The organism is Streptomyces sp. NPDC058240, from assembly GCF_042882135.1.
GTDB lineage: Bacteria > Actinomycetota > Actinomycetes > Streptomycetales > Streptomycetaceae > Streptomyces.
In genome coordinates, this window is record NZ_JBHVWT010000001.1 from 699,720 (window position 1) to 723,284 (window position 23,565).

Annotated in this window: 22 protein-coding genes; 16 read left to right on the plus strand and 6 right to left on the minus strand. The window is 71.1% G+C overall.

Features of this window, described 5'->3' with window-relative positions; genetic code table 11:
• The first annotated feature begins 183 nt into the window (after positions 1–183).
• A complete protein-coding gene (locus tag ACFVX4_RS03155) occupies positions 184–1,683 on the plus strand; it encodes an amino acid permease (protein WP_389971355.1) in 1,500 nt (499 codons plus the stop codon).
• A 72-nt stretch (positions 1,684–1,755) separates the two neighbouring features.
• Positions 1,756–3,063, plus strand: coding sequence for an FAD-binding oxidoreductase (locus tag ACFVX4_RS03160; RefSeq protein ID WP_389971357.1), 1,308 nt, complete (start codon positions 1,756–1,758; stop codon positions 3,061–3,063).
• Here ACFVX4_RS03160 and ACFVX4_RS03165 read toward each other — a convergent pair.
• A complete protein-coding gene (locus tag ACFVX4_RS03165) occupies positions 3,044–3,640 on the minus strand; it encodes a biotin transporter BioY (protein WP_389971359.1) in 597 nt (198 codons plus the stop codon). The genes ACFVX4_RS03160 and ACFVX4_RS03165 overlap by 20 nt on opposite strands.
• Positions 3,641–4,080: 440 nt before the next feature.
• On the opposite strand from ACFVX4_RS03165, the gene ACFVX4_RS03170 reads away from it, so the two are divergent.
• Entirely contained in the window at positions 4,081–5,499 is a 1,419-nt protein-coding gene (locus ACFVX4_RS03170) for an amino acid permease (RefSeq protein WP_389971361.1), read from the plus strand.
• On the opposite strand, the gene ACFVX4_RS03175 is transcribed toward ACFVX4_RS03170, so the two are convergent.
• Both ACFVX4_RS03175 and ACFVX4_RS03180 read right to left on the minus strand, forming a co-directional pair.
• Positions 5,489–6,157, minus strand: a complete 669-nt coding sequence (locus tag ACFVX4_RS03175) for a histidine phosphatase family protein (protein ID WP_389971363.1) — start codon at positions 6,155–6,157, stop codon at positions 5,489–5,491. The genes ACFVX4_RS03170 and ACFVX4_RS03175 overlap by 11 nt on opposite strands.
• A 64-nt stretch (positions 6,158–6,221) precedes the next feature.
• Complete coding sequence (locus ACFVX4_RS03180) at positions 6,222–7,649, minus strand: FGGY-family carbohydrate kinase (RefSeq protein ID WP_389972091.1); 1,428 nt, start codon at positions 7,647–7,649, stop codon at positions 6,222–6,224.
• A gap of 156 nt (positions 7,650–7,805) precedes the next feature.
• On the opposite strand from ACFVX4_RS03180, the gene ACFVX4_RS03185 reads away from it, so the two are divergent.
• From ACFVX4_RS03185 to ACFVX4_RS03225, 9 genes are all read left to right on the plus strand, one after another.
• On the plus strand, positions 7,806–9,233 hold the full coding sequence (locus ACFVX4_RS03185) for an ABC transporter substrate-binding protein (protein WP_389971365.1): 1,428 nt from the start codon (positions 7,806–7,808) through the stop codon (positions 9,231–9,233).
• Between the two features lie 3 nt (positions 9,234–9,236).
• Positions 9,237–10,208: a carbohydrate ABC transporter permease gene (locus ACFVX4_RS03190; protein ID WP_389971367.1), complete on the plus strand. Its 972-nt coding sequence runs from the start codon at positions 9,237–9,239 to the stop codon at positions 10,206–10,208.
• Positions 10,205–11,035: a carbohydrate ABC transporter permease gene (locus tag ACFVX4_RS03195; protein WP_389971369.1), complete on the plus strand. Its 831-nt coding sequence runs from the start codon at positions 10,205–10,207 to the stop codon at positions 11,033–11,035. The genes ACFVX4_RS03190 and ACFVX4_RS03195 overlap by 4 nt, the downstream gene beginning before the upstream one ends.
• A complete protein-coding gene (locus tag ACFVX4_RS03200; protein WP_389971371.1) occupies positions 11,032–12,153 on the plus strand; it encodes an ABC transporter ATP-binding protein in 1,122 nt (373 codons plus the stop codon). Before ACFVX4_RS03195 ends, ACFVX4_RS03200 begins: the two co-directional genes overlap by 4 nt.
• A complete protein-coding gene (locus ACFVX4_RS03205; protein WP_266419210.1) occupies positions 12,150–12,968 on the plus strand; it encodes a DeoR/GlpR family DNA-binding transcription regulator in 819 nt (272 codons plus the stop codon). Before ACFVX4_RS03200 ends, ACFVX4_RS03205 begins: the two co-directional genes overlap by 4 nt.
• Positions 12,969–12,988: 20 nt before the next feature.
• Positions 12,989–14,065, plus strand: coding sequence for an ABC transporter ATP-binding protein (locus tag ACFVX4_RS03210; protein ID WP_389971374.1), 1,077 nt, complete (start codon positions 12,989–12,991; stop codon positions 14,063–14,065).
• On the plus strand, positions 14,062–15,108 hold the full coding sequence (locus ACFVX4_RS03215) for an NAD(P)-dependent oxidoreductase (protein WP_389971376.1): 1,047 nt from the start codon (positions 14,062–14,064) through the stop codon (positions 15,106–15,108). Before ACFVX4_RS03210 ends, ACFVX4_RS03215 begins: the two co-directional genes overlap by 4 nt.
• Positions 15,109–15,122: 14 nt before the next feature.
• Positions 15,123–16,538, plus strand: coding sequence for an FGGY family carbohydrate kinase (locus ACFVX4_RS03220; protein WP_389971378.1), 1,416 nt, complete (start codon positions 15,123–15,125; stop codon positions 16,536–16,538).
• Between the two features lie 115 nt (positions 16,539–16,653).
• On the plus strand, positions 16,654–17,295 hold the full coding sequence (locus ACFVX4_RS03225; protein ID WP_356479639.1) for a superoxide dismutase: 642 nt from the start codon (positions 16,654–16,656) through the stop codon (positions 17,293–17,295).
• Between the two features lie 120 nt (positions 17,296–17,415).
• Here the strand turns inward: ACFVX4_RS03225 and ACFVX4_RS03230 are convergent, their stop codons facing one another.
• From ACFVX4_RS03230 to ACFVX4_RS03240, 3 genes are all read right to left on the minus strand, one after another.
• Positions 17,416–18,186 (minus strand): alpha/beta fold hydrolase, encoded by a 771-nt coding sequence (locus ACFVX4_RS03230; protein WP_389971381.1) that lies wholly within the window; start codon positions 18,184–18,186, stop codon positions 17,416–17,418.
• Positions 18,187–18,330: 144 nt separating this feature from the next.
• Complete coding sequence (fabV, locus tag ACFVX4_RS03235; RefSeq protein WP_389971383.1) at positions 18,331–19,542, minus strand: enoyl-[acyl-carrier-protein] reductase FabV; 1,212 nt, start codon at positions 19,540–19,542, stop codon at positions 18,331–18,333.
• Between the two features lie 394 nt (positions 19,543–19,936).
• The gene (locus tag ACFVX4_RS03240) at positions 19,937–20,605 is read right to left on the minus strand and encodes an O-methyltransferase (protein WP_389971385.1); all 669 of its coding nucleotides are present in this window, start codon (positions 20,603–20,605) and stop codon (positions 19,937–19,939) included.
• A 77-nt stretch (positions 20,606–20,682) separates the two neighbouring features.
• Here ACFVX4_RS03240 and ACFVX4_RS03245 point away from each other — a divergent pair, with 77 nt between their 5' ends.
• From ACFVX4_RS03245 to ACFVX4_RS03260, 4 genes are all read left to right on the plus strand, one after another.
• The gene (locus ACFVX4_RS03245; protein WP_389971387.1) at positions 20,683–21,342 is read left to right on the plus strand and encodes a CatB-related O-acetyltransferase; all 660 of its coding nucleotides are present in this window, start codon (positions 20,683–20,685) and stop codon (positions 21,340–21,342) included.
• Complete coding sequence (locus tag ACFVX4_RS03250; RefSeq protein WP_389971389.1) at positions 21,339–22,178, plus strand: MOSC domain-containing protein; 840 nt, start codon at positions 21,339–21,341, stop codon at positions 22,176–22,178. The genes ACFVX4_RS03245 and ACFVX4_RS03250 overlap by 4 nt, the downstream gene beginning before the upstream one ends.
• Before the next feature lie 45 nt (positions 22,179–22,223).
• Positions 22,224–22,844: a DJ-1/PfpI family protein gene (locus ACFVX4_RS03255; protein WP_389971391.1), complete on the plus strand. Its 621-nt coding sequence runs from the start codon at positions 22,224–22,226 to the stop codon at positions 22,842–22,844.
• A gap of 248 nt (positions 22,845–23,092) precedes the next feature.
• A partial coding sequence (locus ACFVX4_RS03260) for a tectonin domain-containing protein (protein ID WP_389971393.1) occupies positions 23,093–23,565 on the plus strand: 473 nt, incomplete at its 3' end.

Sequence of the window (23,565 nt, forward strand, 5' to 3'; positions counted from 1 at the left end):
GATGTGCGGGCCCTGTGTGAGCAAGGCCACCCGGGCAACGATCCGGGCAACGATTTGGTCAACGATTCGGAGGAAAGGGTTCCGCTTTTCTGGTTCGCCGGGCTTCAATGCATCACTCGCTGCCGCCCCCACTGCGGCGGCCGGGCACGCATCGCGTGATCCGAGAACGTAAGGATTCGATCCATGACGTCGCAGACGACTACGGCCGGGCCGGGCCACCACCCCCACGAGCCGGACCGGTCGAACGGGCCGGACGCCCCGGACTCCCCGGGCTCCTCGGGCTCCTCGGGCTCCTCGGACGGACTCCAGGCAGGACTCAAGAACCGGCATCTCTCGATGATCGCCATCGGAGGGGTGATCGGCGCGGGCCTCTTCGTGGGCTCCGGCGCCGGTATCGCCGCCGCGGGACCGGCCATCCTGCTGTCGTACGCCCTGGTCGGCCTGATGGTCGTCTTCGTGATGCGGATGCTCGGCGAGATGGCCGCGGCCCGCCCCAGCTCGGGCTCCTTCTCCGCCTACGCCGACCAGGCGCTGGGCCGCTGGGCCGGTTTCTCGATCGGCTGGCTGTACTGGTTCTTCTGGGTCGTGGTGCTCGCCGTCGAGGCCACGGCGGGTGCCAAGATCCTGGAGGGCTGGGTGCCGGGCGTCCCGCAGTGGGCGTGGGCGCTGATCGTGATGGTGGTGCTGACCGCGACGAACCTGGTCTCGGTCGGGTCGTACGGTGAGTTCGAGTTCTGGTTCGCCGGGATCAAGGTCGTGGCGATCGGCGCCTTCGTGGTCGTCGGACTGCTCGCCGTCTTCGGGGTGCTGCCCGGCTCGGACAACCCCGGTGCGGGCTTCGCGCACCTCACCGACACCGGCGGGTTCTTCCCCGAGGGGCCGGGCGCGATCCTCACCGGTGTGCTGATGGTCGTCTTCTCCTTCATGGGCAGCGAGATCGTCACCCTCGCCGCCGGTGAGTCCGAGAACCCGCAGCGCGCCGTCCAGAAGGCCACCAACAGCGTGATCTGGCGGATCGCAGTCTTCTACCTGGGCTCGATCTTCATCGTGCTCACCCTGCTGCCGTGGAACGACAAGTCGATCGTGAAGGACGGCAGCTATGTCGCCGCCCTCAACTCCATCGGCATCCCGCACGCCGGCCAGGTCATGAACGTCATCGTCCTCACCGCCGTGCTGTCCTGCCTGAACTCCGGTCTCTACACCGCCTCGCGGATGGCCTTCTCGCTCGGCGGGCGCGGGGACGCGCCGAAGGCGTTCGCCCGGACGAACAAGCGGGGCGTGCCGCAGGCCGCCATCCTGTCCTCGGTCGTCTTCGGCTTCGTCGCCGTGTTCTTCAACTACCAGTGGCCCGACACCGTCTTCCAGTTCCTGCTGAACTCCTCCGGTGCGGTCGCCCTGTTCGTCTGGCTGGTCATCTGCTTCACCCAGCTGCGGATGCGCGGCATCATCCTGCGCGAGTCGCCGGAGAAGCTGGTCGTACGGATGTGGCTCTTCCCGTATCTGACCTGGGCGACCATCGCGATGATCTCGTTCGTCCTGGTCTACATGCTGACCGACGACGACGGACGTCAGCAGGTACTGCTCTCGCTGCTGGTCGCGGCGCTGGTGGTGGCGATCTCGCTGGTCCGTGAGGCGAGGAACCGCAAGAACCGCACGGCCGTGGAAACGCCCGCCAATACCTGACGGATCTTGTCAGGTTTACCGGAAAGGCTCTCCCTCGCAACGCCACCGAGCGAGCGATCGGAGAGCCTTTCCATGACCACCACCGCCCCCGCCGGCTTCCAGACCGGTTTCGCGGTCCGGCCCGACCTCGTCGTCGAGGCCGCCCACGCCGACGACGTACGCACCGCCGTGGCCGGCGCCGCCGCGCGCGGACTCCCGGTCCGCGTCCACGCCACCGGTCACGGGCTGCCCGGGGCCGTCGAGGGCGGGGTCCTGATCAGCACCCGCCGGATGGACTCCGTAGAGATCGACCCGGTCCGCCGCACCGCGCGGATCGGCGCGGGCGCCACCTGGGGACAGGTGATCGAGGCCGCCGCACCGCACGGGCTCGCCCCGCTGAACGGTTCGTCCCCGTCGGTCGGCGCGGTCTCCTACACCCTCGGGGGCGGGCTGGGCGTGCTGGCCAGGGAGTTCGGCTACGCGGCCGACCATGTGTACGCGCTCGACGTGGTGACGGCCGACGGGGCGGTGCGCCATGTCTCCCCGGACAGCGAGCCCGATCTCTTCTGGGCGCTGCGCGGCGGCGGCCACCGGCTCGGCGTGGTGACCGGCATGGAGATCGGCCTGGTCCGGGCCGGGCGGCTGTACGGCGGCTCGGTCGCCTTCGACGGGGAGGCGGCCGGGACGAGCGCCACCGAGGTGGTCGGCCGCTATCTGGAGTGGGCCGGGGCCGTGCCCGACACGCTGACGTCCTCGCTGGCGGCGATCCGGTACCCCGACGTCCCGCAGCTGCCGGAGCCGCTGCGGGGGCGGTACGTGGTCTCGGTACGGGTCGCGTACACCGGCAGTGCGGCCGAGGGTGAGCGGCTGGTCGCGCCGCTGCGGGCGATCGGGCCCGCGCTCGCGGATTCGCTGCGGGAGATGCCGTACACCGACAGCCACACCATCCACAGCGACCCGCCGTTCCCGCATGCCTACTACGGCGACAGCGTGGTGCTCGGCGGGCTGGACGAGGACCGCGCCGGGCGCGTGCTGGAGCTGACCGGGCCGAAGGCCCCGATGATGACCGTGGTCCAGATCAACCACCTGGGCGGCGCGCTCGCCGCGCGGCCCGCCGTCGACAACGCGGTGCCGTACCGCGAGGCCGGGTTCCTGGTGCGGCTGCTCTCACCGCTCGACGGTACGGACGTGGCCTCGGTACGGGCCCTGTACGCGGAGGTGGCCGAGGTGCTCGCCCCGGTCGCCCTGGGCCGTTCGCTGAACTTCTCCTTCGGCGGCGGGGACCGGACCGAGGGCTTCCACGACACGCGGACACAGCAGAGGCTCGCCGGTCTGGTGTCGCGTCACGACCCGGCGAGCCTCTTCGGGGGGAGTTACGGCATCAGCCCCGGCGGCCGATGAGCTTCCAGGCCGCGGGCAGCGCGCCCATGGCCAGTGCCGCCTTCAGCGCGTCGCCGAGCAGGAACGGCACCAGGCCGGCCGCGATCGCGGCGCTCGCCGACATGCCGGTGGCCAGCGCCAGGTACGGGACGCCGACCGCGTAGATGATCGCGGAGCCCAGCACCATCGTGCCCGCGGTGCGCAGCACGGAGCGGTCGCCGCCGCGGCGGGCGAGGCCGCCGACCACGGAGGCGGCGAGCAGCATGCCGAGGACGTAGCCGAACGAGGGGAAGCCCATGCCGGAGGCGCCCTCGGAGAACCACGGCATGCCCGCCATGCCCACCAGCGCGTACACCGCGAGGGAGAGGAAGCCGCGGCGGGCGCCGAGCGCGGTGCCGACGAGGAGCGCGGCGAAGGTCTGGCCGGTGACCGGGACCGGGGAGCCGGGGACCGGCACGGCGATCTGGGCGGCGATGCCGGTGAGCGCGGCGCCGCCGAGGACCAGGGCCGTGTCGACGGCGTAACGGTGCCTGGCGGCGGGCAGCAGGTCGGCGAGGACCGCTCCGGTGCGGGCAGGGGCGGCGGCAGCAGTGCTCATCGGGACTCCGCGGGGTGAGGGCAGTAGGGGACAGACTGAGCCCGACGTTAGCCCACGGGTTAACGCCCGATCACCATCAGTGGCCCACAAAGCGATGCCCGAGGCATTGGTGGGGTTCACACAAAGGGCGGTACGCAATCACACGGGGGCGTGATGCTCGTCACTGAGGTGGGGGCGGAGTGGCTCGGCTCCAGCCGGAAGCGGCCACCGGGAGGGACTGTAGGTTCCCGCCAATTCCACCCGGGATCGACCGGCGGCCGACCGGGCGCCGAGCCGCCCGCGACCCGGCCATCGTCCCGCTGTGTCCGGGTGTGCACCTTGTGTGAGCATCGTGCCCGTATAGCGGACACTGGTTCCCCGTCGGCAGGGTGCGTGCCCAGACTGTCCGCGCACGTCCCCCCACGTCCCCACACGTCTCGCCTACCGAACAGAGCTTGTCCATGTCTCGGAATTCCGTGTCTCCCCCCACCGGGTCCCCGGTCGCCGTCTCCGACACCGGGGCCGATTCGGCTCTCACCCACGGGCTCAAGCAGCGCCACCTGTCGATGATCGCCCTCGGCGGTGTCATCGGCGCCGGACTCTTCGTCGGCTCGGGCGCGGGCATCGCCGCCGCGGGACCGTCGATCATCATCGCGTACGCCGTCTCCGGGCTGCTGGTGATGCTCGTGATGCGGATGCTCGGCGAGATGTCGGCCGCGAACCCGGCCTCCGGTTCCTTCTCCGTCCACGCGGAGCGGGCGATCGGGCCGTGGGCGGGGTTCACCGCGGGCTGGGCGTTCTGGGTGCTGCTCTGTGTCGCCGTCGGCCTGGAGGGCATCGGCGCCGCGAAGATCGTCACCGGCTGGCTGCCCGGTACCCCGGAGTGGGCCTGGGTCGCGCTGTTCATGGTGGTCTTCCTGGGCACCAACCTGGCCTCGGTGACGAAGTTCGGCGAGTTCGAGTTCTGGTTCGCCACCCTCAAGGTCGTGGCGATCACACTTTTCCTGGTCCTGGGCGTGCTCGCGATCCTGGGCGTGCTGCCCGGTACGGACGCCCCCGGCACCGCCAACCTCAGCGGTGAGGGCGGCTTCATGCCGAACGGCGCCGAGGGACTGGTGATCGGACTGCTCGCCTCCGTCTTCGCGTACGGCGGTCTGGAGACCGTCACCATCGCCGCAGCGGAGTCCGAGGACCCGGTGCGGGGCGTCGCCAAGGCCGTGCGGACGGCGATGTGGCGGATCGCGCTCTTCTACGTCGGCTCGATGGCGGTCGTCGTCACGCTCGTCCCGTGGGACGACCCGAAGGTCGTGAAGGTCGGTCCGTTCTACGCCGCCCTCGACCACCTCGGCATCAGCGGCGCGGCCGAGATCATGAACGTGGTCATCCTGGTCGCCCTGCTCTCCGCGATGAACGCCAACATCTACGGCGCCTCGCGGATGGCCTGCTCGCTGGTCGCCCGGGGCCAGGGCCCCAAGCGGCTCGGCAAGGTCTCCTCGGGTGTTCCGCGCACCGCGGTCCTGGTCTCGTCCGTGTTCGGCTTCCTGTGCGTGCTGCTCAGCTACTGGCGTCCCGACGACGTCTTCCCGTGGCTGCTCAACATGATCGGCGCGGTGATCCTGGTCGTCTGGATCTTCATCGCCGTCTCCCAGCTGATCCTGCGCGACCGGCTGGAGCGCGAGGCCCCGGAGAAGCTCGTCGTACGGATGTGGCTCTTCCCGGTCCTGACGGTGCTGGCGCTCCTGGCCATGGTCGGCATCTTCGTCCTGATGCTGCGCCAGCCGGGCACCCGTGACCAGCTGGTGGCGTCCGGCGCCCTGACCCTCGTGCTGAGCGTCATCGGTCTCGTACGGCAGCGGCGGGCGGCGGCCGTCAAGGGCTGACGCCCGGTACGTCCGGTACGCCCTGCGCGCCGAGGACGTCCGGTGCGCAGGGCACGTTGAGGGAGAGCAGTGCACCGCCCTCCGCCCCGATCCGCACCTCGCTCACCGCCGTGTTCCGCAGCTGCGGGAAGACCCGGCGGTAGGCGCCCAGCGGAATCGACAGCAGTTCGCACAGCACCAGCCGCAGCAGGGTGTTGTGCGCGACGACGAGCACCCGCTGCCCCGGGTGCCCGTCCGCGATCCGGCGCAGCGCCGCCGTCCCGCGGGCCGCCGCGGCCCGCGGGTCCTCGGCCCCGGGAAAGGGGTGGGCCACCGGGTCGGCGCGGTACTCCCGGGCCCGCTCCGGGTGCTCGGCCGCGAATTCCGCCAGGGTGCGCCCCTCCACCTCGCCGAAGTCGCATTCGCGCAGCTCGGGTTCGCGCCGGGGCGCGAGGCCGAGCGCCTCGCACGCGGGCTGCGCGGTCTCGATCGCGCGGCTGACCGTGGACGTCCAGATCGCGTCGACCCGGTTCCGGGCGGCCCACTCGCCCAGCTGCCGTGCCTGGCGGCGGCCCTCGTCGGTCAGGGCGATGTCGCTGACCCCGGCGTAGCGGTTCTCCGCGTGCCAGACGGTCTGACCGTGGCGGGCGAGCAGCAGAGTGGCCGGGCTCCTGGTCATGCCTTCTCCGTTCGGGTACGGGCGCTCATGGCTGCTCCGTTCGGGTTCCGGTGGTCGCGGGTGGTCACAGCTGCTCTGTTCGGGTGCGGGCGTGGGCAGCGACCGGGCCGGGGAGCCAGCCGCGTCGCTCCAGTTCGTCCACCAGCGTGAGGTACGGCTCGGTGTACCACGCCGTGCGCACCGGGTGCGGGCGCAGCACGTGCCGCAACCGCACCATCCGGCCCGCGGCCCGTTGCAGGGTGTCCGCCTCCCCCGCCCCATATGCGGCGAGGACGGCCATGCCGAGGGCGGGCTCGCTGTACTGCGGGATGTACACGGGCCGGCCCAGGATGTCGGCGCGCAGCCGGCTCCAGTAGCCGCTGCGGGCCGCGCCGCCGGTGAACGTGAGCCGGCCGTACTGCTGGGCGCCGAGCAGGTCGAGGTAGTCGAGGCAGAGCCGTTCGACCAGGCCCACCCCGGTCAGCAGGGCCGCCCAGTGCTCGGCGTCGGAGGCGGGCTCGCCGAGCAGGAACCCGGTGGCCTCCGGCGCCACGAAGGGGAACCGCTCCCCCGTCGCCACCAGCGGATACGCCACCACCCGCGCCGGTTCGTGAGCGCGGGCCAGCGCGTCCATGCGGATCGGGTCCACGGCCGGGAAGGCGGCCGTCAGCACCCCGCCGCCGACCCCCGAGGCGCCGCCCGGCAGCCAGCTCCCGTCCGGCGCGCGGTGGTTGTAGACGACTCCGGCCCGGTCCTCGACCGGTGACGAGGTGACCCCCTTGAGGACCAGCGTCGTGCCGAGCACCGAGTTCCAGGAGCCGACGGTGAGCGAACCGGAGGCGAGCTGCGCCGCGCACCCGTCCGTCATCCCGGCCACGAGGGGCGTGCCCGCCGGAATCCCGGTCTCCTCGGCCGCCGCCCGCCCCACTTCACCGATCCTCGTGCCCGGCCGCACCACGTCCGGGAACAGCCCGTCGGGCAGGCCCAGCTTGCCGAATCTCCGCCGCGGCCAGTCGTCCCGTTCCAGGTCGTAACCGGTCTTCAGGGCGTGGCTGGAGTCGGTGGGCAGCGGCGTTCCGGCGAGCCGCGCCAGGACCAGATCGGCCTGGTGCATGACCCGTACGGCACCGTCCGCCCCTCCCCCGTACTCCCGCAGCAGCCACATCACCTTGGGCAGGGCCCAGCTCGGCGGGGCCTTGGCCCTGGCCGCCTCCGCGGTGGCCCGCCCGTCGTCGTACATCACCCCGGGGGTCAGCGGCCGGCCCTCCCGGTCGGCGAGCAGCACGGTGCCGGAGGTGGCGCAGACGGCGAGCGCACGCGGGGCGGGGCAGTCGCGCAGCGCCTGACGGGCCGCCGCGCACACGGCCGTCCACCAGTCGAGGGGCCGCTGCTCATGCCGTACGCCGTCACGTCTGCCCGTGAGCGGGGCCGAGCCGCTGCCGAGGATCTCACCGCGGTCTCCTGCCACCACCGCCCGGACGCTCTGCGTGCCGAGATCGATGCCCATCCACATATCGGTCCCCTCTGTGAACTTCTCACTCTGCACCGAGAATTTCCGTTGCGCGAGGGATTGACGGCCAACTTCCGTTGTTCCAAGCTCTGTTAACCAGTCGATTCAACGTGTGAACGGGCCCCCCACCCATCTCCGGCCGGACCGTGGAGGTCACGGATGGACATGCACGCGCACGACCGGCGACGGTTCCTCGCCATCGGCGCGGCCACGGCCGCGTCCGCCACCCCGCTGCTGACCGCCTGCGGCGCGGGCTTCGGCGACGGCAGGGCCAGGAGCGACGGCTCCGCGGCCGACGACATCACCGGCTCCTTCGACTGGAAGCGGGCCAAGGGCAGGACCGTCAAGGCGCTGCTCAACAAGCATCCGTACACCGATGCGCTGATCGCCGATCTGAAGGCGTTCACCGAGAAGACCGGGATCGAGGTCGAGTACGACGTCTTCCCGGAGGACAACTACTTCGACAAGCTCACCGTCGACCTCTCCAGCGGACGCGCCTCCTACGACGTGTTCATGCTCGGCGCGTACATGGTGTGGCAGTACGGACCGCCGGGGTGGCTGGAGGACCTCGGCCCGTGGATGCGCAATTCCTCGGCCACCGGGGCCGAATGGGACCAGGAGGACTTCTTCCCCAACCTCCTCTCGGCCGACCAGTGGTCGCTGAAGGCGGGCGCGCCGCTCGGGCGGGGCGGGCAGTACGCGCTGCCGTGGGGCTGGGAGACCAATGTCGTCGCGTACAACACCGAGGTGTTCAAGAAGCTCGGCCTGAAGCCCGCCGAGACCTTCGACGAGCTGCGCGAGGTCGCCGGGGCGATCACCCGCCGGGCGCCGGGGGCGGGCTTCGACGGGATGTACGGGGTCGCGGTGCGCGGCTCGCGCAGCTGGGCGACGATCCATCCCGGCTTCATGACGATGTACGCCCGCAACGGCCTGAAGGACTTCACCGTCGAGGGCGGAAAGGTGAAGCCCGCGATGAACTCCCCGGAGGCGATCGCGTTCACCCGGGACTGGGCGGAGATGGTCCGGAAGGGCGGGCCGCCGTCCTGGACCTCGTACACCTGGTACCAGTGCTCCAGCGACCTCGGGGCGAAGAAGGCGGGGATGCTCTTCGACGCGGACACCGCCGCCTACTTCCAGGCGGTGAAGGGGGCCTCCCCCGCCTCCGGGAAGATCGCCTTCCACCCCGGGCCGAAGGGCCCCGGCGGCTCGCTCGCCACGAACATGTGGATCTGGTCGCTCGGCATGAACGCCAGGAGCCGCAACAAGTCCGCCGCCTGGCTGTTCCTCCAGTGGGCGACCGGCAAGGAGCATCTGCGCAAGGGTGCGATCGAGCACAACCACATCGACCCGGTACGGAAGTCGGTCGGCCAGGACGCCGCGTACAAGGACAAGATGCGGGCCATCCCCGGCTTCATCGAGACCTTCGAGACGGTCGTCGACGAGACGCGGATCCAGTTCACCCCGCAGGAGCAGTTCTTCGACGCGACGACCAGCTGGGCCGCCGCGCTCCAGGAGATCTACGGCGGGAAGAACGCCTCGTCGGTGCTGAACGGCCTGGCCGGCGATCTGGCGTCGAAGGTCGGCTGACCGGTGCCGGGACGCGCGGCTCCCGTGCCGGTGGCCGACCACGGGGCGGCCTCCGGTGCGGGGACCGGGAAGCGTGCGGTGCGGGCGGTGCCGGCCTGGCGTCGCTCGCTGCGGCCGTATCTGCTGATCGTGCCCGCGCTGCTGCTGACCGGCGGCATCCTCTACCCGTTCGGCCTCGGCCTCTACTACACGGTGTTCGACTTCGCCGCGAGCAAGCCACAGCCCGACCTGGTGGGCCTCGGGAACTACCGGCGGATCTTCACCCAGCCCGCGTTCTGGGACTCGGCGCGGGTGACGGTGGCGTACGCGGTCGGCGCGGCGGCCGTCGAGACGGTGCTCGGGGTGGCCGTGGCACTGCTGCTGCACCGGTCGAGCCTCGTCGGGCGGGTGCTGGAGAAGGTCCTTATCCTGCCGCTGATGATCGCGCCGGTGATCGCCGCGATCATGTGGAAGCTGATGCTCCAGCCCTCGGTCGGCGTCATCAACCACCTCCTGGAGCCGTTCGGCCTCGGCGGGGTGCAGTGGACGGACACCCCGACGGGCGCGCTGCTCTCGTCGATCGCCGTGGACGTGTGGGTCTACACACCGTTCGTCGCGATCCTCGCGCTGGCCGGTCTGCGCTCGCTGCCCGCCTCGCCGTTCGAGGCGGCGGCGGTCGACGGGGCGGGCTGGTGGTTCACCTTCCGGCGCCTGACCCTGCCGATGCTCTGGCCGTACGTCCTGGTCGCCGTGATCTTCCGGTTCATGGACTCGCTGAAGGTCTTCGACATCATCTACGCGCTGACCGAGGGCGGCCCCGGTGACTCGACGATGGTGCTCCAGATCCGCGCCTACCTGGAGGCGATCCGCTTCCAGCGCTACTCGTTCGGGATCAGCTACATGATCGTGCTGTGGGCCGTGGTCTACCTGGTCACGATGGTGCTGGTGCGCTATCTGGGCCGGATCCAGAACCGGGCCGCGGAGGTGCCGCGATGAAGCGCAGGCTGCTCTCCGCCGTCGCCGACCTGGCGCTGATCGCCTACTTCGTCTTCGCGCTGTTCCCGGTCGCCTGGATGGTGGTCCTGTCGCTGAAGCCGACGAACGAGCTGTTCAGCACGTACTTCTCGTTCACCCCGACCCTCGACTCGTACCGCACGGTGCTGGGCGCCGGGGACGACCAGGGCGTGCCGTTCCTCCGGTTCTTCGTGAACAGCCTCGTCGTGTCGCTGGGCGCCGTCGCGCTGTCGCTGGTGATCGGGCTGCCCGCCGCGTACGCCGCCGCGCGGTGGCGGTTCCGCGGCTCGGAGAACCTGATGTTCACCCTGCTCTCGTTCCGCTTCGCGCCCGAACTCACCGTGATCATCCCGCTGTTCGTGCTCTACCAGCAGCTCGGGCTCTTCGACACCTACGTCGGCATGGTGTGGGTGCTGCAACTGGTGACGCTCCCGCTGATCGTCTGGATCATGCGGTCGTACTTCTCCGATCTCTCCCCCGAGCTGGAACAGGCGGCGCTGCTGGACGGCTACACCCGCAAGCAGGCGTTCTTCAAGGTCGCGCTGCCGCTGGTGAAGCCGGGGATCGCGGCCGTCTCGCTGCTGGCGTTCATCTTCGCGTGGAACAACTTCGTCTTCCCACTGATCCTCACCTCGTCGGACGCGCAGACGGTGACGGTCGGCGCGCTGTCCTTCCTCGGCGGCGACCGGCCCAAGTACAACCTGACGGCCGCGGCGGCCCTGGTCTCGGTGATCCCGCCGCTGCTGCTGGCGCTCACCATCCAGCGGTATCTGGTGCGCGGACTGTCGTTCGGGGCGGTGAAGTCATGACCGGCCCGGCAGCCATCGCGCTGCGCGGTGTCAGTAAGCGGTACGGGAAGAACACCGCGCTCGACGGCCTGGACCTGGAGGTGGCGGAGGGCGAGTTCTTCTGTCTGCTCGGCCCGTCCGGCGCCGGGAAGACGACCACGCTCAAGACGATCGCGGGCCTGGAGCAGCCGCAGGCCGGGACGGTCGAGCTGGACGGGGCGGACATGGCGGGCGTGGAGCCCTACGACCGGGGCGTGGCCATGTGCTTCGAGTCGTACGCGCTCTACCCGCACCGCACCGCGTACGACAATCTCGCTTCCCCGCTCCGCTCGCCGCGCCACCGCCTCCCCGCGCACGAGGCGCGCGAGCGGATCGGGGAGATCGCCGAACTCCTGGGCATCGGCGCCCTGCTGGACCGCCAGGTGGGACGGCTCTCCAACGGCCAGCGGCAGCGGGTGGCGCTCGGCCGGGTGCTGGTGCGGCCGGCCAGGGCGTTCCTGCTCGACGAGCCGCTGTCGCACCTCGACGCGAAGCTGCGGCAGGCGATGCGCGCGGAGCTGCGGGCGATCGGCGCGGTCCGGCGCACCACCACGCTGTACGTCACCCACGACTCGGTGGAGGCGCTGGCGCTCGGTGACCGGATCGGGGTGATCAGGGACGGCCGCATGGTGCAGACCGGCACCCGCGAGGAGCTGTGGCACCGCCCGTACGACACCTTCGTGGCCCGGTCCTTCGGCCGGCCGCGGATCAATCTGCTGCCGGGGACGGTGACGCCCGAGGGGCACTTCCGGTCGCCCGACGGGGCCTACGAGCTGCCGCTGACGGTGCCCGCACCGCCCGGCACCACCATCCAACTGGGCGTACGGCCGCGGGACATCGGGCTCCGGGGACCGGCGGAGACCGCCGGCGGGGGCCCGGCCCTGGAGCTGACCGGCGCCGTCCATGTCACCGAGCTGCTGGGCCGGGCCACCGAAGTCACCGTCCGGATCGGCGGGCAGCAGCTGTCCCTCGTCGTCCCGCGCGCCGAGGCGGCCGGCCTGAGTCCCGACCATCCGGTCCGGCTCTCCGTACCGCCTGAGAGTCTGCTGCTGTTCGAGGCCGACCGGCCGGCACGTCCAGGACGAAGGATCAGCACGTGAGCAACGTTCCGCAGCGGGGTCCCGCCCCGCGCCAGGCATCCATAGCCGAGTACGTCCTCGCGCAGGGCGAGGTGAGCGCCGCCGAGCTGGCGGAGCGTTTCGACGTCAGCCTGATGACCATCCACCGCGATCTGGACGAGCTGGAACGGCAGGGCATCGTCCGCAAGTTCCGCGGCGGCGTCACCGCCCAGCCGTCCGGCGTCTTCGAGTCGAACGTCTCCTACCGGCTGAAGACGATGCGGGCCGAGAAGGCCGCCGTCGCCGAACGGGCCCTGAAGCTCATAGAGCCGGGCATGGCGGTGATGCTCGACGACTCGACGTCCACGCTGGAGATCGCGCGCAGGCTGCGCTCCATCACCCCGCTGACCGTCGTCACCAACTTCCTGGAGGCGATCAACCTGCTGTCGCAGGAGCGCGGCATCCATCTGATGGGCCTCGGCGGGGACTTCGACCCGCTGCACTCCTCGTTCCTCGGCGTCTCGTGCGTGGAGGCGGTGCAGTCGCTCCAGGTCGACATCTGCTTCACCTCCACCTCCGCCGCGTCCGGCGGCTTCGCCTACCACCAGGAGCAGCACATCATCTCCGTGAAGCGCGCGATGCTCGACTCGGCGAGCCGCAATGTGCTGCTGCTCGACCACTCGAAGCTGGGCCGGGTCGCCCTGCACCGCCTCGCCCCGCTGTCCCGCTTCGATCTGCTGCTGGTCGACGACGGGGCGTCCCCCCAGGCACTGCGCGAGCTCGACGAGCACAAGGTGCCCTACGAGGTCTGCTCCACCGGCCGGGACTCCGGAGCGGGGGACGGCGATGACGGGTGAGGGCGAGGCGGCGATGACGGATGACTGAACTGGCCCTGCGCGCACTGCGCAAGACCTACACCGGACGGGGCCGGGCCGCCGTCGAGGCCGTCCGGTCCATCGACGTCGAGCTGCGCTCCGGCGAGCTGCTGGGGCTGCTCGGCCCGTCCGGCTGCGGCAAGTCCACGACCCTGCGGATGATCGCCGGCCTGGAGACGGTCACCGGCGGCGACATCCTCATCGGCGGTTCGTCGGTGGTCCGGCTCCCGGCCCGGCAGCGCAATATCGGGGTGGCGTTCGAGAACTACGCGCTCTACCCGCCGCTGACGGTCGCGGAGAACCTCGGTTTCGGGCTCGCCGCCCGGGGTGGGTGCGGCCGGGCCGAGATCCACCGCCGGGTCACCGGGATGGCCGAACGCATCGGGATCACCGACCTCCTGGGCGCCCGCCCGGCCGGGCTCTCCAGCGGCCAGAAGCAGCGGGTCGCGCTGGCCCGCGCGCTGATCCGGGTCCCCGACGTCCTCCTTCTGGACGAACCGCTCTCCCATCTCGACGCCGCCCAGCGGGACACCACCCGGCGGGAGTTGAAACGCATCCAGCGCGACAGCGGCCACACCACCATCCTCGTCACGCACGACCAGGAGGAGGCGCTGTCGCTCGCCGACCGGATCGCGGTGATGCGGGACGGCGAGATCCAGCAGCTCGGCACGCCCGAGGAGATCTACGACGCCCCGGCGAATCTGTTCGTCGCCGACTTCGTCGGGGAGCCGGCGGTCAATCTGCTGCCGGGCGCGGCCGACGGATCGGGCGGGGTGCGCCTCTCGGACTCCGTGCGCGTCCCCGTACCGCACCGGATCGCGGCGGGACGCGCGGTGGTGCTCGGCATCCGCCCGGAGGACCTGCGCCTGGACGACACTGGTGCACGGGCCCGGGTCGCCGCCCATGAACCCCTGCTGGAATCCGGCATCGCCACGCTGTCGCTCGACGGGGTGGCGAAGCCGCTGGTCGTCGTGACCGGTCCGGAGGTACGGCTCGACCGGGACGACACCGTACGCATCACCGCCGATCCCCGGCACGTCCATGTCTTCGACGCCCAGACAGGAGACGCTCTGCGATGACCCGCCCCGAGACGGTCCGCCCCGCGACGAGGATTCTGCTCGCCGGTGACCACTTCGTCCGCAACTCCCTGCTCGCCGAGGCCCTGCACCACGTGCTCGACCCGCTCGGCACGGAGCCGCAGCTCGGTGAACTCACCCTGCCCTGGCCCCTGGAACCCTTCGGCAAGGTCGCCGAGGTCGACGAGGCGAGCGACGCCGAGGACGCGCTGATCGCCGCCCTGGACGGGGTCGAGGTGTGCGTGACGCAGATGGGCCCGTTCACGGAGCGGGTACTGGCCGCCGCGCCCGATCTGCGGCTGATCGTGGTCTGCCGGGGCGGCCCGGTCAATGTGAACGCGGCCGCGGCACGGGCCCGGGGCGTGCGGGTGTGCTTCGCGCCGGGGCGCAATGCGGCGGCGACCGCCGAGTTCACCGTCGGGCTGATCCTCTCCGCGCTGCGCCGCATCCCCGACGCGCACCATTCCCTCGCCGTCGACGGCCGCTGGGACGCCTCCCACTACACGTACGAGAACTGCGGCCTGGAGCTGGAGGACACCCCGGTCGGCCTGATCGGCTACGGCGCGGTGGGCAGCCGGGTGGCCCGGGTGCTCTCCGCGTTCGGCGCCGAGGTCGAGGTGTACGACCCGTATGTGCGCGGCGACGTCCACGGGATGCGGGCCGGTTCGCTGGAGGCGCTGCTGGCCCGCTCGCGCGTCCTCACCCTGCACGCCAGGCTCACCCCGGAGTCCCGGCATCTCATCGGCGCCCGCGAGCTGGCGCTGCTGCCGCGCGGTGCGGTGCTGGTGAACGCGGCCCGGGGCGGGCTGCTGGACACGGACGCGCTGTGCGACGCCCTGGACTCGGGGCAGTTGCGGGCCGCGGCGCTCGACACGTACGAGCAGGAGCCGCCCCCGCCCGGTTCGCGGCTCTTCCGTACCCCGCATCTGCTGATGACCCCGCACGTGGCGGGGGCCAGCCGGGCCGTCGCGCAGAAGGCGGCCCGGATCGCGGCGGCCGAGGTGGCGCGCTACGTACGGGGCGAGCCGCTCGCCCACGCGCTGTGAGGGGAGCTGTGACCATGACCGGAACCGAGCCTCGCTACATCGGCATCGATGTCGGCACGTCCGTGGTGAAGGCCGCGGCCTTCGACCCGCTCGGGCACACGCTGGCCGTCGAGTCCCGCCCGGTGGGGCTGGCGATCCACGACGGCTCCGTGGAGCAGGACATGGACGAGGTGTACGGGGCGGTCCGCGAGGTGCTGGCCGCGCTCGGCTCCGACGGGGTGGCGTTCGCCGGCCTCACCGGACAGGGCGACGGCGTCTGGCTGGTCGACGCGGCGGGCCGGCCGGTCCGCAAGGCGATCTCCTGGATGGACGGCCGGGCCCATGAACTGGTCGACGCCTGGCTGGCGTCCGGTGTCTTCGAGACCGTCTACCGGCGCACCGGAAGCGCGATGTTCCCGGGCTGTCCGGGCCCGGTGCTGGCCTGGCTCGACCGGCACGAACCCGCCTCGCTCGACGCCGCGACGACCGCCCTGTACTGCAAGGACATGGTGTTCCAGCGGCTGACGGGGGTCCGGGCCACGGATGTCTCCGACGCGTCGATGCCGTTCCTGGACCCGATGACCCGTGCGTACGCCTCCGATGTCGTGGCCGCGCTCGGCCTCGCCCACCGGTCCCCGCTCCTCGCCCCGGTGAGCGACCCGGTCGCCACCGCCGAACTCCCCTCCGGGTTACGGATTTCCAACGGACCGTACGACCTGCCGGCCTGCGCGCTCGGCGCGGGCGTCACCCGCCCCGGCGACGGGCTGCTGATCGTCGGCACCTGTCTGGCCGCGCTGGTGGCCACGGAACGGCTCGACCTGGACGGCGAACCGGCGGGGCTGCACATCTCCACCGACCGCCCCGGCCACTGGCTGCGCGCCATGCCCGCGATGGTCGGCACCGCGGCCCTGGACTGGGTCCTGACCACCACCGGCGTACGCCACACCGAGGTCGACGCGCTGCTCGCCGCCACCCCGCCCGGCGCGAACGGTGTCCGGGTGCTCCCCTACTTCGCCCCGTCCGGCGAACGCGCCCCGTTCGTCGAGCCGAGGCTGCGCGCCGAGCTGACCGGGGTGTCCCTGGAGACCACCCCGGCGGATCTGATCCGCGCCGTCTGCGAAGGCATCGGCTTCGCCGCCCGGCACTGCCTGGAGGCCGCGGGCCTCACCGGGACCCTCGCCCTGTGCGGCGGCGGCACCCGCTCCCCCGCCTGGATGCGGCTGTTCGCCGATGTGCTGGGCCGGCCGGTCCGGATCGTGGAGGGCGAGGTGGGTGCGCGCGGCGCGGTGCTCGCGGCGGCCCGGCGCTTCGGCGCGGAGCTGGACACGTCCGCGTGGACGGCCCCGACCTCGATCGTCGAACCGGACCCGGCGCGGGCCGCGTACTACGCGAAGGCGTACGAGGACCATCTGAACCGGCTCGCGGAGGCCCGTACGCGCGCCCGTGCGTGAGGGCGCGCCCGGTCCTACGTCGAAGGGCTGATCACCATCGACCCCTCCTGCTGTTAGCCTGCTCTTGCATAGAGGTTGCAATAACAACAGGACAGCAGCTGGAGGGTTCGACCACATGGCCACGTACACGCTTCCGGAACTCCCGTACGACTACGCGGCGCTCGAACCGGTCATCAATCCACAGATCATCGAGCTCCACCACGACAAGCACCACGCCGCCTATGTGAAGGGCGCGAACGACACCCTGGAGCAGCTGGCGGAGGCGCGCGACAAGGAGGCCTGGGGAGCGATCAACGGGCTCCAGAAGAGCCTCGCGTTCCACCTCTCCGGCCACATCCTGCACTCGATCTACTGGCACAACATGACCGGCGACGGCGGCGGCGAGCCGCTCGCGGCGGACGGTGTCGGTGACCTGGCGGACGCGATCACCGAGTCGTTCGGCTCCTTCGCCGGTTTCAAGTCCCAGCTGACGAAGGCCGCGGCCACCACGCAGGGCTCCGGCTGGGGGGTCCTGGCGTACGAGCCGGTCAGCGGCAAGCTGATCGTCGAGCAGGTCTACGACCACCAGGGCAATGTCGGCCAGGGCTCCGTCCCGGTCCTGGTCTTCGACGCCTGGGAGCACGCCTTCTACCTCCAGTACAAGAACCAGAAGGTCGACTTCATCGAGGCGATGTGGGCCGTCGTCAACTGGCAGGACGTGGCGAAGCGTTACGCGGCCGCCAAGGAGCGCGCCGACGTCCTGCTGCTCGCCCCCTGACCGGAAGGCGCCCGGACGTCCTGCCTCGTGATCGTCTTCTCAACCTTCACCGGGCAGGCGGATGAAGGGAGAACCCCCGCCTGGACGTGCAGGCGGGGGTTCTTCTGCGTATTCGAGGAGTCAGGCGGCTGCGGCGCGCCCCAGCAGCGTGCTCAGCACCTGCCCGGCATGCGTCCAGAGCACCGCCCCACCGGCCTCCGGCACCAGGTGCCGGACCGCGCCTGGGATGCGCATGGTCAGTCCGGCCCCCTGGTCGGGCGAGTGACCGGTGTCCTTCTCCCCGTACCAGAGGTCGACGGGTACGGCGATGTCCGCCAGCCCGATCCCCCAGCGCCCCATGGCCAGGACGGTGTCCCGGGCATAGCCGGCCGCTCCCTGCGCGAAGGCTTCGTCGAGCGCGCGCCGGTAGGCGGCCGCGAACGCGGGCTGTTGATAGACGGCGAGATCGCACTCCGGGCTGCCGGACATGACCATGTCCCACATCGCCTGCGAGCTGAACCCGGCGAAGACCTGCTCGGCGGCGGCCGGGTCAAGGACGGCGAGGTCGACGAGGCGCCGCAGTTCGCCCGGCAGCGATTCGGCGAAGCGCGGCTCGGCGATCTCGTCCCCGCCGGAGACCACCGCGAGCGCCCGGACCGCTCCGGCTGCTGCGCACGCCAGCGCGAACGGCGCCCCTTGCGAGTTGCCGACCATCAGGGGCCGTCCCAGGCCGCGCAGACCGGCGAACGCGCGGACATCGTCGACGAAGTCGTCGAAGGTGCGGCCGGGCCGGGGCGAGGAGGCGCCCAGGCCGGGGCGGTCGACGGAGATCAGCCGCACGCCGAGCGCGTCCAGCACCTCACCGCCGAACCCGAGGTGCCTGCTGGTGGCCGCCCCCGGCGAGAACAGCACCGGCACCCCGTAGCGACCGCCCGCCCGGGAGCTGCTCCGTACCGATACGAACCGGGTCGATCAGGCGTGAAGTCATACACCCGATCATGATCGGATCCGCTGCCCGCGTCGAAGGAATTTCCCCGGAGCCCGGACCGGACCGCCTCAGGGGGTGGCGGCGCCCGGCCAGGGGATGTCGGTCTCGACCGGCGCGGCATAGTCGATGCCGGGCACGGCGAATCCGTACAGGCGCTGCACTTCGGTGTGGAACCAGTCGAGGTCGGCGAGTTCGGTGATGTTCTCGGTGGTGGCGGCCTGCCACCGCTCGGTGACGGCCGTCTGGACGGTGGGGGCGAGTTCCCAGGTGTCCAGGCGCACCCGCCCTTCGTCGTCGAGGTCGAGCGGGCGGACACCGGTGAGCTGGTCCCACAGGTCGGTGAGCTGCCCGATCGGCGGGACCATGGCATCGCCGAGGACGCCGCGCAGCAGCCCGACGTACAGGGCGATGCCGGGGATCGCGGTCGAGGACTGGGTGACGGCAGCCGCGTTGACCGAGGTGACCGCGCGCCCCTCGACCAGCTTGCCGAGCCGTTCATCGAGGGTGCGGGCGGTCTGTTCGAGGTGGGACTTGGCCGCGCCGATGGTGCCCTGCCGGTAGATCGCGGCCGTCAGGGCGGAGCCGATGTAGGAGAGGGCGGCGGTGGTGAATCCCTCGGCGAGCAGTCCGCGGCCGGCGAGGTGGTCGATCCACCGTTCCCAGTCGGTTCCGCCCATGACGGCGACGGTCTGCTCGATGTCGTCGCCGTCGGCCGGCTGCGTCCCGACCTCCCGCACCTCGCCGGTGCCCCCGTCGTCGAAGACGAGGGTCTTGGTGCTGTACGCCTCACCGATGGGCTTGAGGACGGACGCGTAGGTGGTCCCGGTGTCGGGGTCGGTACGGCGTGGGGCGGCCACCGAGTAGATCAGGTAGTCCAGACGGCCGCCGAAGCGCTCCTCCAGCACCTGCGCGACCTGGTTCTTCATCTCGTCGGAGAACGCGTCTCCGTTGAGGAACACCATGTCGTGACCGTGCCGACGGGCGAGTTCGGCGGTCGCGGCCGTGCGGTACCAACCGGCCGTACCCGTGCGCCGTCCGGGGGCCTTCTCGAAGCAGACCCCGATCCCACGGATCCCGGCACGGGCGAGACCCGCGATCGTCGCGGCCAGCCCGTACCCGGCGGAGGAGCCGATGACCAGCGCCACGGGTGCCCGGTCGGGCACGCGGGAAGGGGCGGGGACGGCCTGCCACATGTCCTCCACCAGGCGCTCGCAGCCGGCCGGGTGGGAGTCGAGGAAGAGGAAACCGCGGTTCTTGGGGGCGATGACGCGTTCGCTCACGGGCTCGGGTCCTTCGGTTCGTCACGGACGAGGAAGCGGCGACCGCGAGGGCATGCACCGCACCCCGCAAGTCTGCGACCGTACGAACACGGGTGGTCACCTCGCCGGACACAGTAATGCTCACCAGTCCTTGGAGGCTTTCCACCATTTCGGCCGACCCGGAAACGCCGACACCCGGCCCGCTCGGGGCGCGCTTCGGACTGCCCGCGTCCCCGGTCGGGACATCGAGAGGGTACGGAGGAGGGCGCCGGGCAGGTGGGATGAGGGGCCTCTTGCCCGAACGTGACAGGTGGGGTCTCCCTGTCACGTTGCGCGGATGGGGGGCGTCCCCCGCCCGGCGGGCGCCCCGCTCGGCACCACTCACCGCAGGCTCCCCGGCCGATACCGGCGGATGTCAGCCGGTGACCAGCGCCATCATCAGCCCGTCGTACCCCTTGCTCCCGACGGTCTGCAGCGCGGTCGCGGTCAACGTCGGCTCGGCCGCGACGAGTTCGGTGAACCGGCGCACGCCCTGCACCTTCGGGTCCTCGCTGGCGCCGTCGACCACCTCTCCGTCGCGTACGACGTTGTCGGCGACGATCAGACTGCCGGGCCGGGTCAGCTTCAGGGACCAGGCCAGGTAGTCGGGGTTGCTCGGCTTGTCGGCGTCGATGAACACGACGTCGAACGGCCCGTACCCCTCCGCCGCGAGCTCCGGCAACGTGTCGAGGGCCCGGCCGACCCGGATCTCGACGACATCCGCGAGCCCCGCCCGCTCGATGTTCCCACGCGCCACCTCGGCGCACTCCGGATCGGCCTCCAGCGTCACGACCTTGCCGCCCTCGGGGAGCGCGCGGGCCAGCCAGATGGTGCTGTAGCCGCCCAGGGTGCCGATCTCCAGCACGGTGCGCGCGCCCTGGAGCCTGGCCAGCAGGTTCAGCAGCTTGCCCTGGTTGGCGGCAACCTGGATCGCCGGGAGTCCCGCCGCCTCACTGGCCTCCACGGCCGCTTCCAGGGCCGCGTCCGGGCCCACCAGCAGACCGTTGAAGTAGTCGTCGACCTCGGTCCATCGTGCCAGCGTCACGGCATGTTCCTCTCTCGATCCTCATGAGTTCCCAAAAGGAACTTACATCATGCGAGGCGAATGCGATGATGAGCGCCATGAGCGCCACGAGCCCGGCCCCCGCCGACCCCACCGTCCTGCACCCGATGCCGGGCCAGCCCCGGGTCGTTCTGCTGAAGCCCCTGGTGAAGTCCGAGCTGATCGAGGTCGGGGACTTCACGTACTACGACGACCCCGACGACGCGACCGCGTTCGAATCCCGCAACGTGCTGTACCACTACGGTCCGGAGAAGCTCGTCATCGGGAAGTTCTGCGCGCTCGGGACCGGGGTGCGGTTCATCATGAACGGAGCCAATCACCGGATGGACGGCCCGTCCACCTTCCCGTTCCCCTCCATGGGCGGCTCCTGGGCCGACCACTTCGACCTGCTGACCGGGCTGCCGGGCCGGGGCGACACGGTCGTGGGCAACGACGTCTGGTTCGGCTACAACTCCACGGTGATGCCGGGCGTACGGATCGGGCACGGCGCGATCATCGGCGCCGGCTCCGTCGTCACCTCCGACGTACCCGACTACGGCATCGTCGGCGGCAACCCGTCCCGGCTGATCCGCACCCGGTACGACGAGGAGACCGTCGCCCGGCTCCTCGCCGTCGCCTGGTGGGACTGGCCCACCGAGCACCTCACCCGCCACATCCGCACCATCATGTCCGGCAGCGTCGACGCCCTCGAAGCGGCCGCCCCGGAGGGGACACCATGACGATCACCGTCCGCGAGCTGGCCTACTACCCGGTCAAGGGCTGCGCCGGGACCACGGTCGACTCCGCGCAGGTCCTCGGCACCGGCCTCGAACACGACCGTACGTTCATGGTGGTGGACGCTGCGGACGGCGCCTTCCGCAGCCAGCGCACCCACCCTGCGATGGCCGCGATCAGCGTCGAAGTCCTGGACACGGGCGCGACGTTGGCCCTGACGACCGCCGGCGTCGAACCACTCCACCTCGACGTCGACCCGCACGGCCCGCGCCTCGACGTCAGCATGTTCGACCGCCCGCTCGGCGCGGCCATCGACCAGGGGGACGCGGTCGCGGAGTGGTTCTCCGACGCGCTCGGCGTGAAGTCCCGCCTGGTACGCGTGGCTCCCGGCTTCGACCGGGACGGCTGGGGCGACACCCCGGGCAAGGTCAACTTCGCCGACGCGCACGCGGTGCTGGTCGCCTCGACGGCCTCCCTCGACGACCTCAACGCCCGCATCACCGCCCGGGGCGACGCGAAGCCCGTCCCCATGAACCGCTTCCGCCCCAACATCGTCCTGACCGGCAACGACGAACCCCACTTCGAGGACCGGGTACGCCGGATGACCATCGGTTCCGTCGAACTCGCCCACTCGGTACGGGCGATGCGGTGCGCCGTCCCCATGGTCGACCAGGCCACCGGCCACCGCGCGGGCCCGGAACCGATCCGCACCCTGTCGACCTACCGGCGCGAGCCGGAGTACGGGAACAGGGTCAGCTTCGGCGCGAAGAACGCCGTGGTCTGCGAGGGCACGGTGAGCGTCGGGGACGTGGTCGAGGTCGCGGAGTGGCTCGGCGTGTGAAGGCCCCGGACTCCACCGCCCCCGCGGGACCTTAGGCTGCCGAGCATGGACATCGTGATCCCGCTCTTCGACCGCTTCGAACCGCTCGACGCGATCGGTCCGTACGAGATCCTCGCGTACGTGCCCGGCGCCACCGTCAAGTTCGTCACCGCCGAACCCGGCCTGGTGCAGGACGTGTTGGGTTCCCTGCCGGTGCACGTCCCGACCCGGTACTCCGACGTGGAACGCTGCGACGTCCTGCTGGTCCCGGGCGGGGGCAGCTTCCAGACCATGGTGAACGACCCCGCGTTCCTCGACTGGGTACGCCGGATCCACGCCGGCACCCGCTTCACCACCTCGGTCTGCACCGGTTCCCTGGTGCTCGGCGCGGCCGGCCTGCTGAACGGCCTGACCGCCACCACCCACTGGGACGCGTCCTCCGACCTGGAGTCGTACGGCGCCGTCTACACCCCCGAACGGGTCGTACGGCACGACCGGGTGATCACCTCGGCCGGAGTCTCCTCCGGCATCGACATGGCCGTCCGGCTGGCCGCCCTGCTCACCGACGACGTGACCGCCCAGGCGATCCAGCTCTACACCGAGTACGACCCACAACCCCCCTTCGACACCGGCTCGGTGGCCAAGGCTCCGGCCGAAGTCCTCGAACGGGCCCGCACCCTGGGCTGAGTTGTTTCGTTCGGATCGTCCGGCAGACCGGAGTCCGGGCGCCGCTCTTGTTCCCTTGTGGGTTACGGCGGATTCAGCCTCCTCGTGGTGAGGCGAGTGGGCGACCCGCCCAGCAGGCAGAGGGGCGAAGGCGACCAAACGGCGATTTTTGGTTTATCTCTGTAGCCAATCGGTATATCAGGCCGTTTGGGTGGCCCCTCCGAGCAGCAAGATTCCCCTCGCAAGGTTCGAGGTAAGGGGACAGGAACATGGCTGACTGGAAGAACGTCTCCGGTGGTCTCACTTCGATCTCGGTCGGGTCCAGGACTCATGTCTGGGGTGTGAACTCCCTGGGCCAGATGTACCGGTACACGGGCTACGACGCCAATCCGTGGGTGGGCATCCCCGGCAGGGCTGTCGACATCGGCGTGGCAGCCGACGGCACCGTATGGCACGTCAACTCAGCAGGCGGGATCTACCGGTACACCGGAGACCAGGGCTCCACGGACTGGGTCCCCGTCTCAGGCGGCCTGACCCGCATTTCGGTCGGGTCCAGGACCCACGTCTGGGGCGTGAACTCCCTGGGCCAGATGTACCGGTACACGGGCCACGACGCCAACCCCTGGGTCGGCATCCCCGGCAAGGCCGTCGACATCGGCGTGGCAGCCGACGGCACCGTATGGCACGTCAACTCAGCAGGCGGGATCTACCGGTACACCGGAGACCAGGGCTCCACGGACTG

Coding starts and splice junctions, on each gene's coding strand:
- ACFVX4_RS03155 (WP_389971355.1), top strand. CDS start 184: ATGACGTCGCAGACGACTACGGCCGGGCCGGGCCACCACCCCCACGAG.
- ACFVX4_RS03160 (WP_389971357.1), top strand. CDS start 1,756: ATGACCACCACCGCCCCCGCCGGCTTCCAGACCGGTTTCGCGGTCCGG.
- ACFVX4_RS03165 (WP_389971359.1), bottom strand. CDS start 3,640: ATGAGCACTGCTGCCGCCGCCCCTGCCCGCACCGGAGCGGTCCTCGCC.
- ACFVX4_RS03170 (WP_389971361.1), top strand. CDS start 4,081: ATGTCTCGGAATTCCGTGTCTCCCCCCACCGGGTCCCCGGTCGCCGTC.
- ACFVX4_RS03175 (WP_389971363.1), bottom strand. CDS start 6,157: ATGACCAGGAGCCCGGCCACTCTGCTGCTCGCCCGCCACGGTCAGACC.
- ACFVX4_RS03180 (WP_389972091.1), bottom strand. CDS start 7,649: ATGTGGATGGGCATCGATCTCGGCACGCAGAGCGTCCGGGCGGTGGTG.
- ACFVX4_RS03185 (WP_389971365.1), top strand. CDS start 7,806: ATGGACATGCACGCGCACGACCGGCGACGGTTCCTCGCCATCGGCGCG.
- ACFVX4_RS03195 (WP_389971369.1), top strand. CDS start 10,205: ATGAAGCGCAGGCTGCTCTCCGCCGTCGCCGACCTGGCGCTGATCGCC.
- ACFVX4_RS03200 (WP_389971371.1), top strand. CDS start 11,032: ATGACCGGCCCGGCAGCCATCGCGCTGCGCGGTGTCAGTAAGCGGTAC.
- ACFVX4_RS03210 (WP_389971374.1), top strand. CDS start 12,989: ATGACTGAACTGGCCCTGCGCGCACTGCGCAAGACCTACACCGGACGG.
- ACFVX4_RS03215 (WP_389971376.1), top strand. CDS start 14,062: ATGACCCGCCCCGAGACGGTCCGCCCCGCGACGAGGATTCTGCTCGCC.
- ACFVX4_RS03220 (WP_389971378.1), top strand. CDS start 15,123: ATGACCGGAACCGAGCCTCGCTACATCGGCATCGATGTCGGCACGTCC.
- ACFVX4_RS03225 (WP_356479639.1), top strand. CDS start 16,654: ATGGCCACGTACACGCTTCCGGAACTCCCGTACGACTACGCGGCGCTC.
- ACFVX4_RS03245 (WP_389971387.1), top strand. CDS start 20,683: ATGAGCGCCACGAGCCCGGCCCCCGCCGACCCCACCGTCCTGCACCCG.
- ACFVX4_RS03250 (WP_389971389.1), top strand. CDS start 21,339: ATGACGATCACCGTCCGCGAGCTGGCCTACTACCCGGTCAAGGGCTGC.
- ACFVX4_RS03255 (WP_389971391.1), top strand. CDS start 22,224: ATGGACATCGTGATCCCGCTCTTCGACCGCTTCGAACCGCTCGACGCG.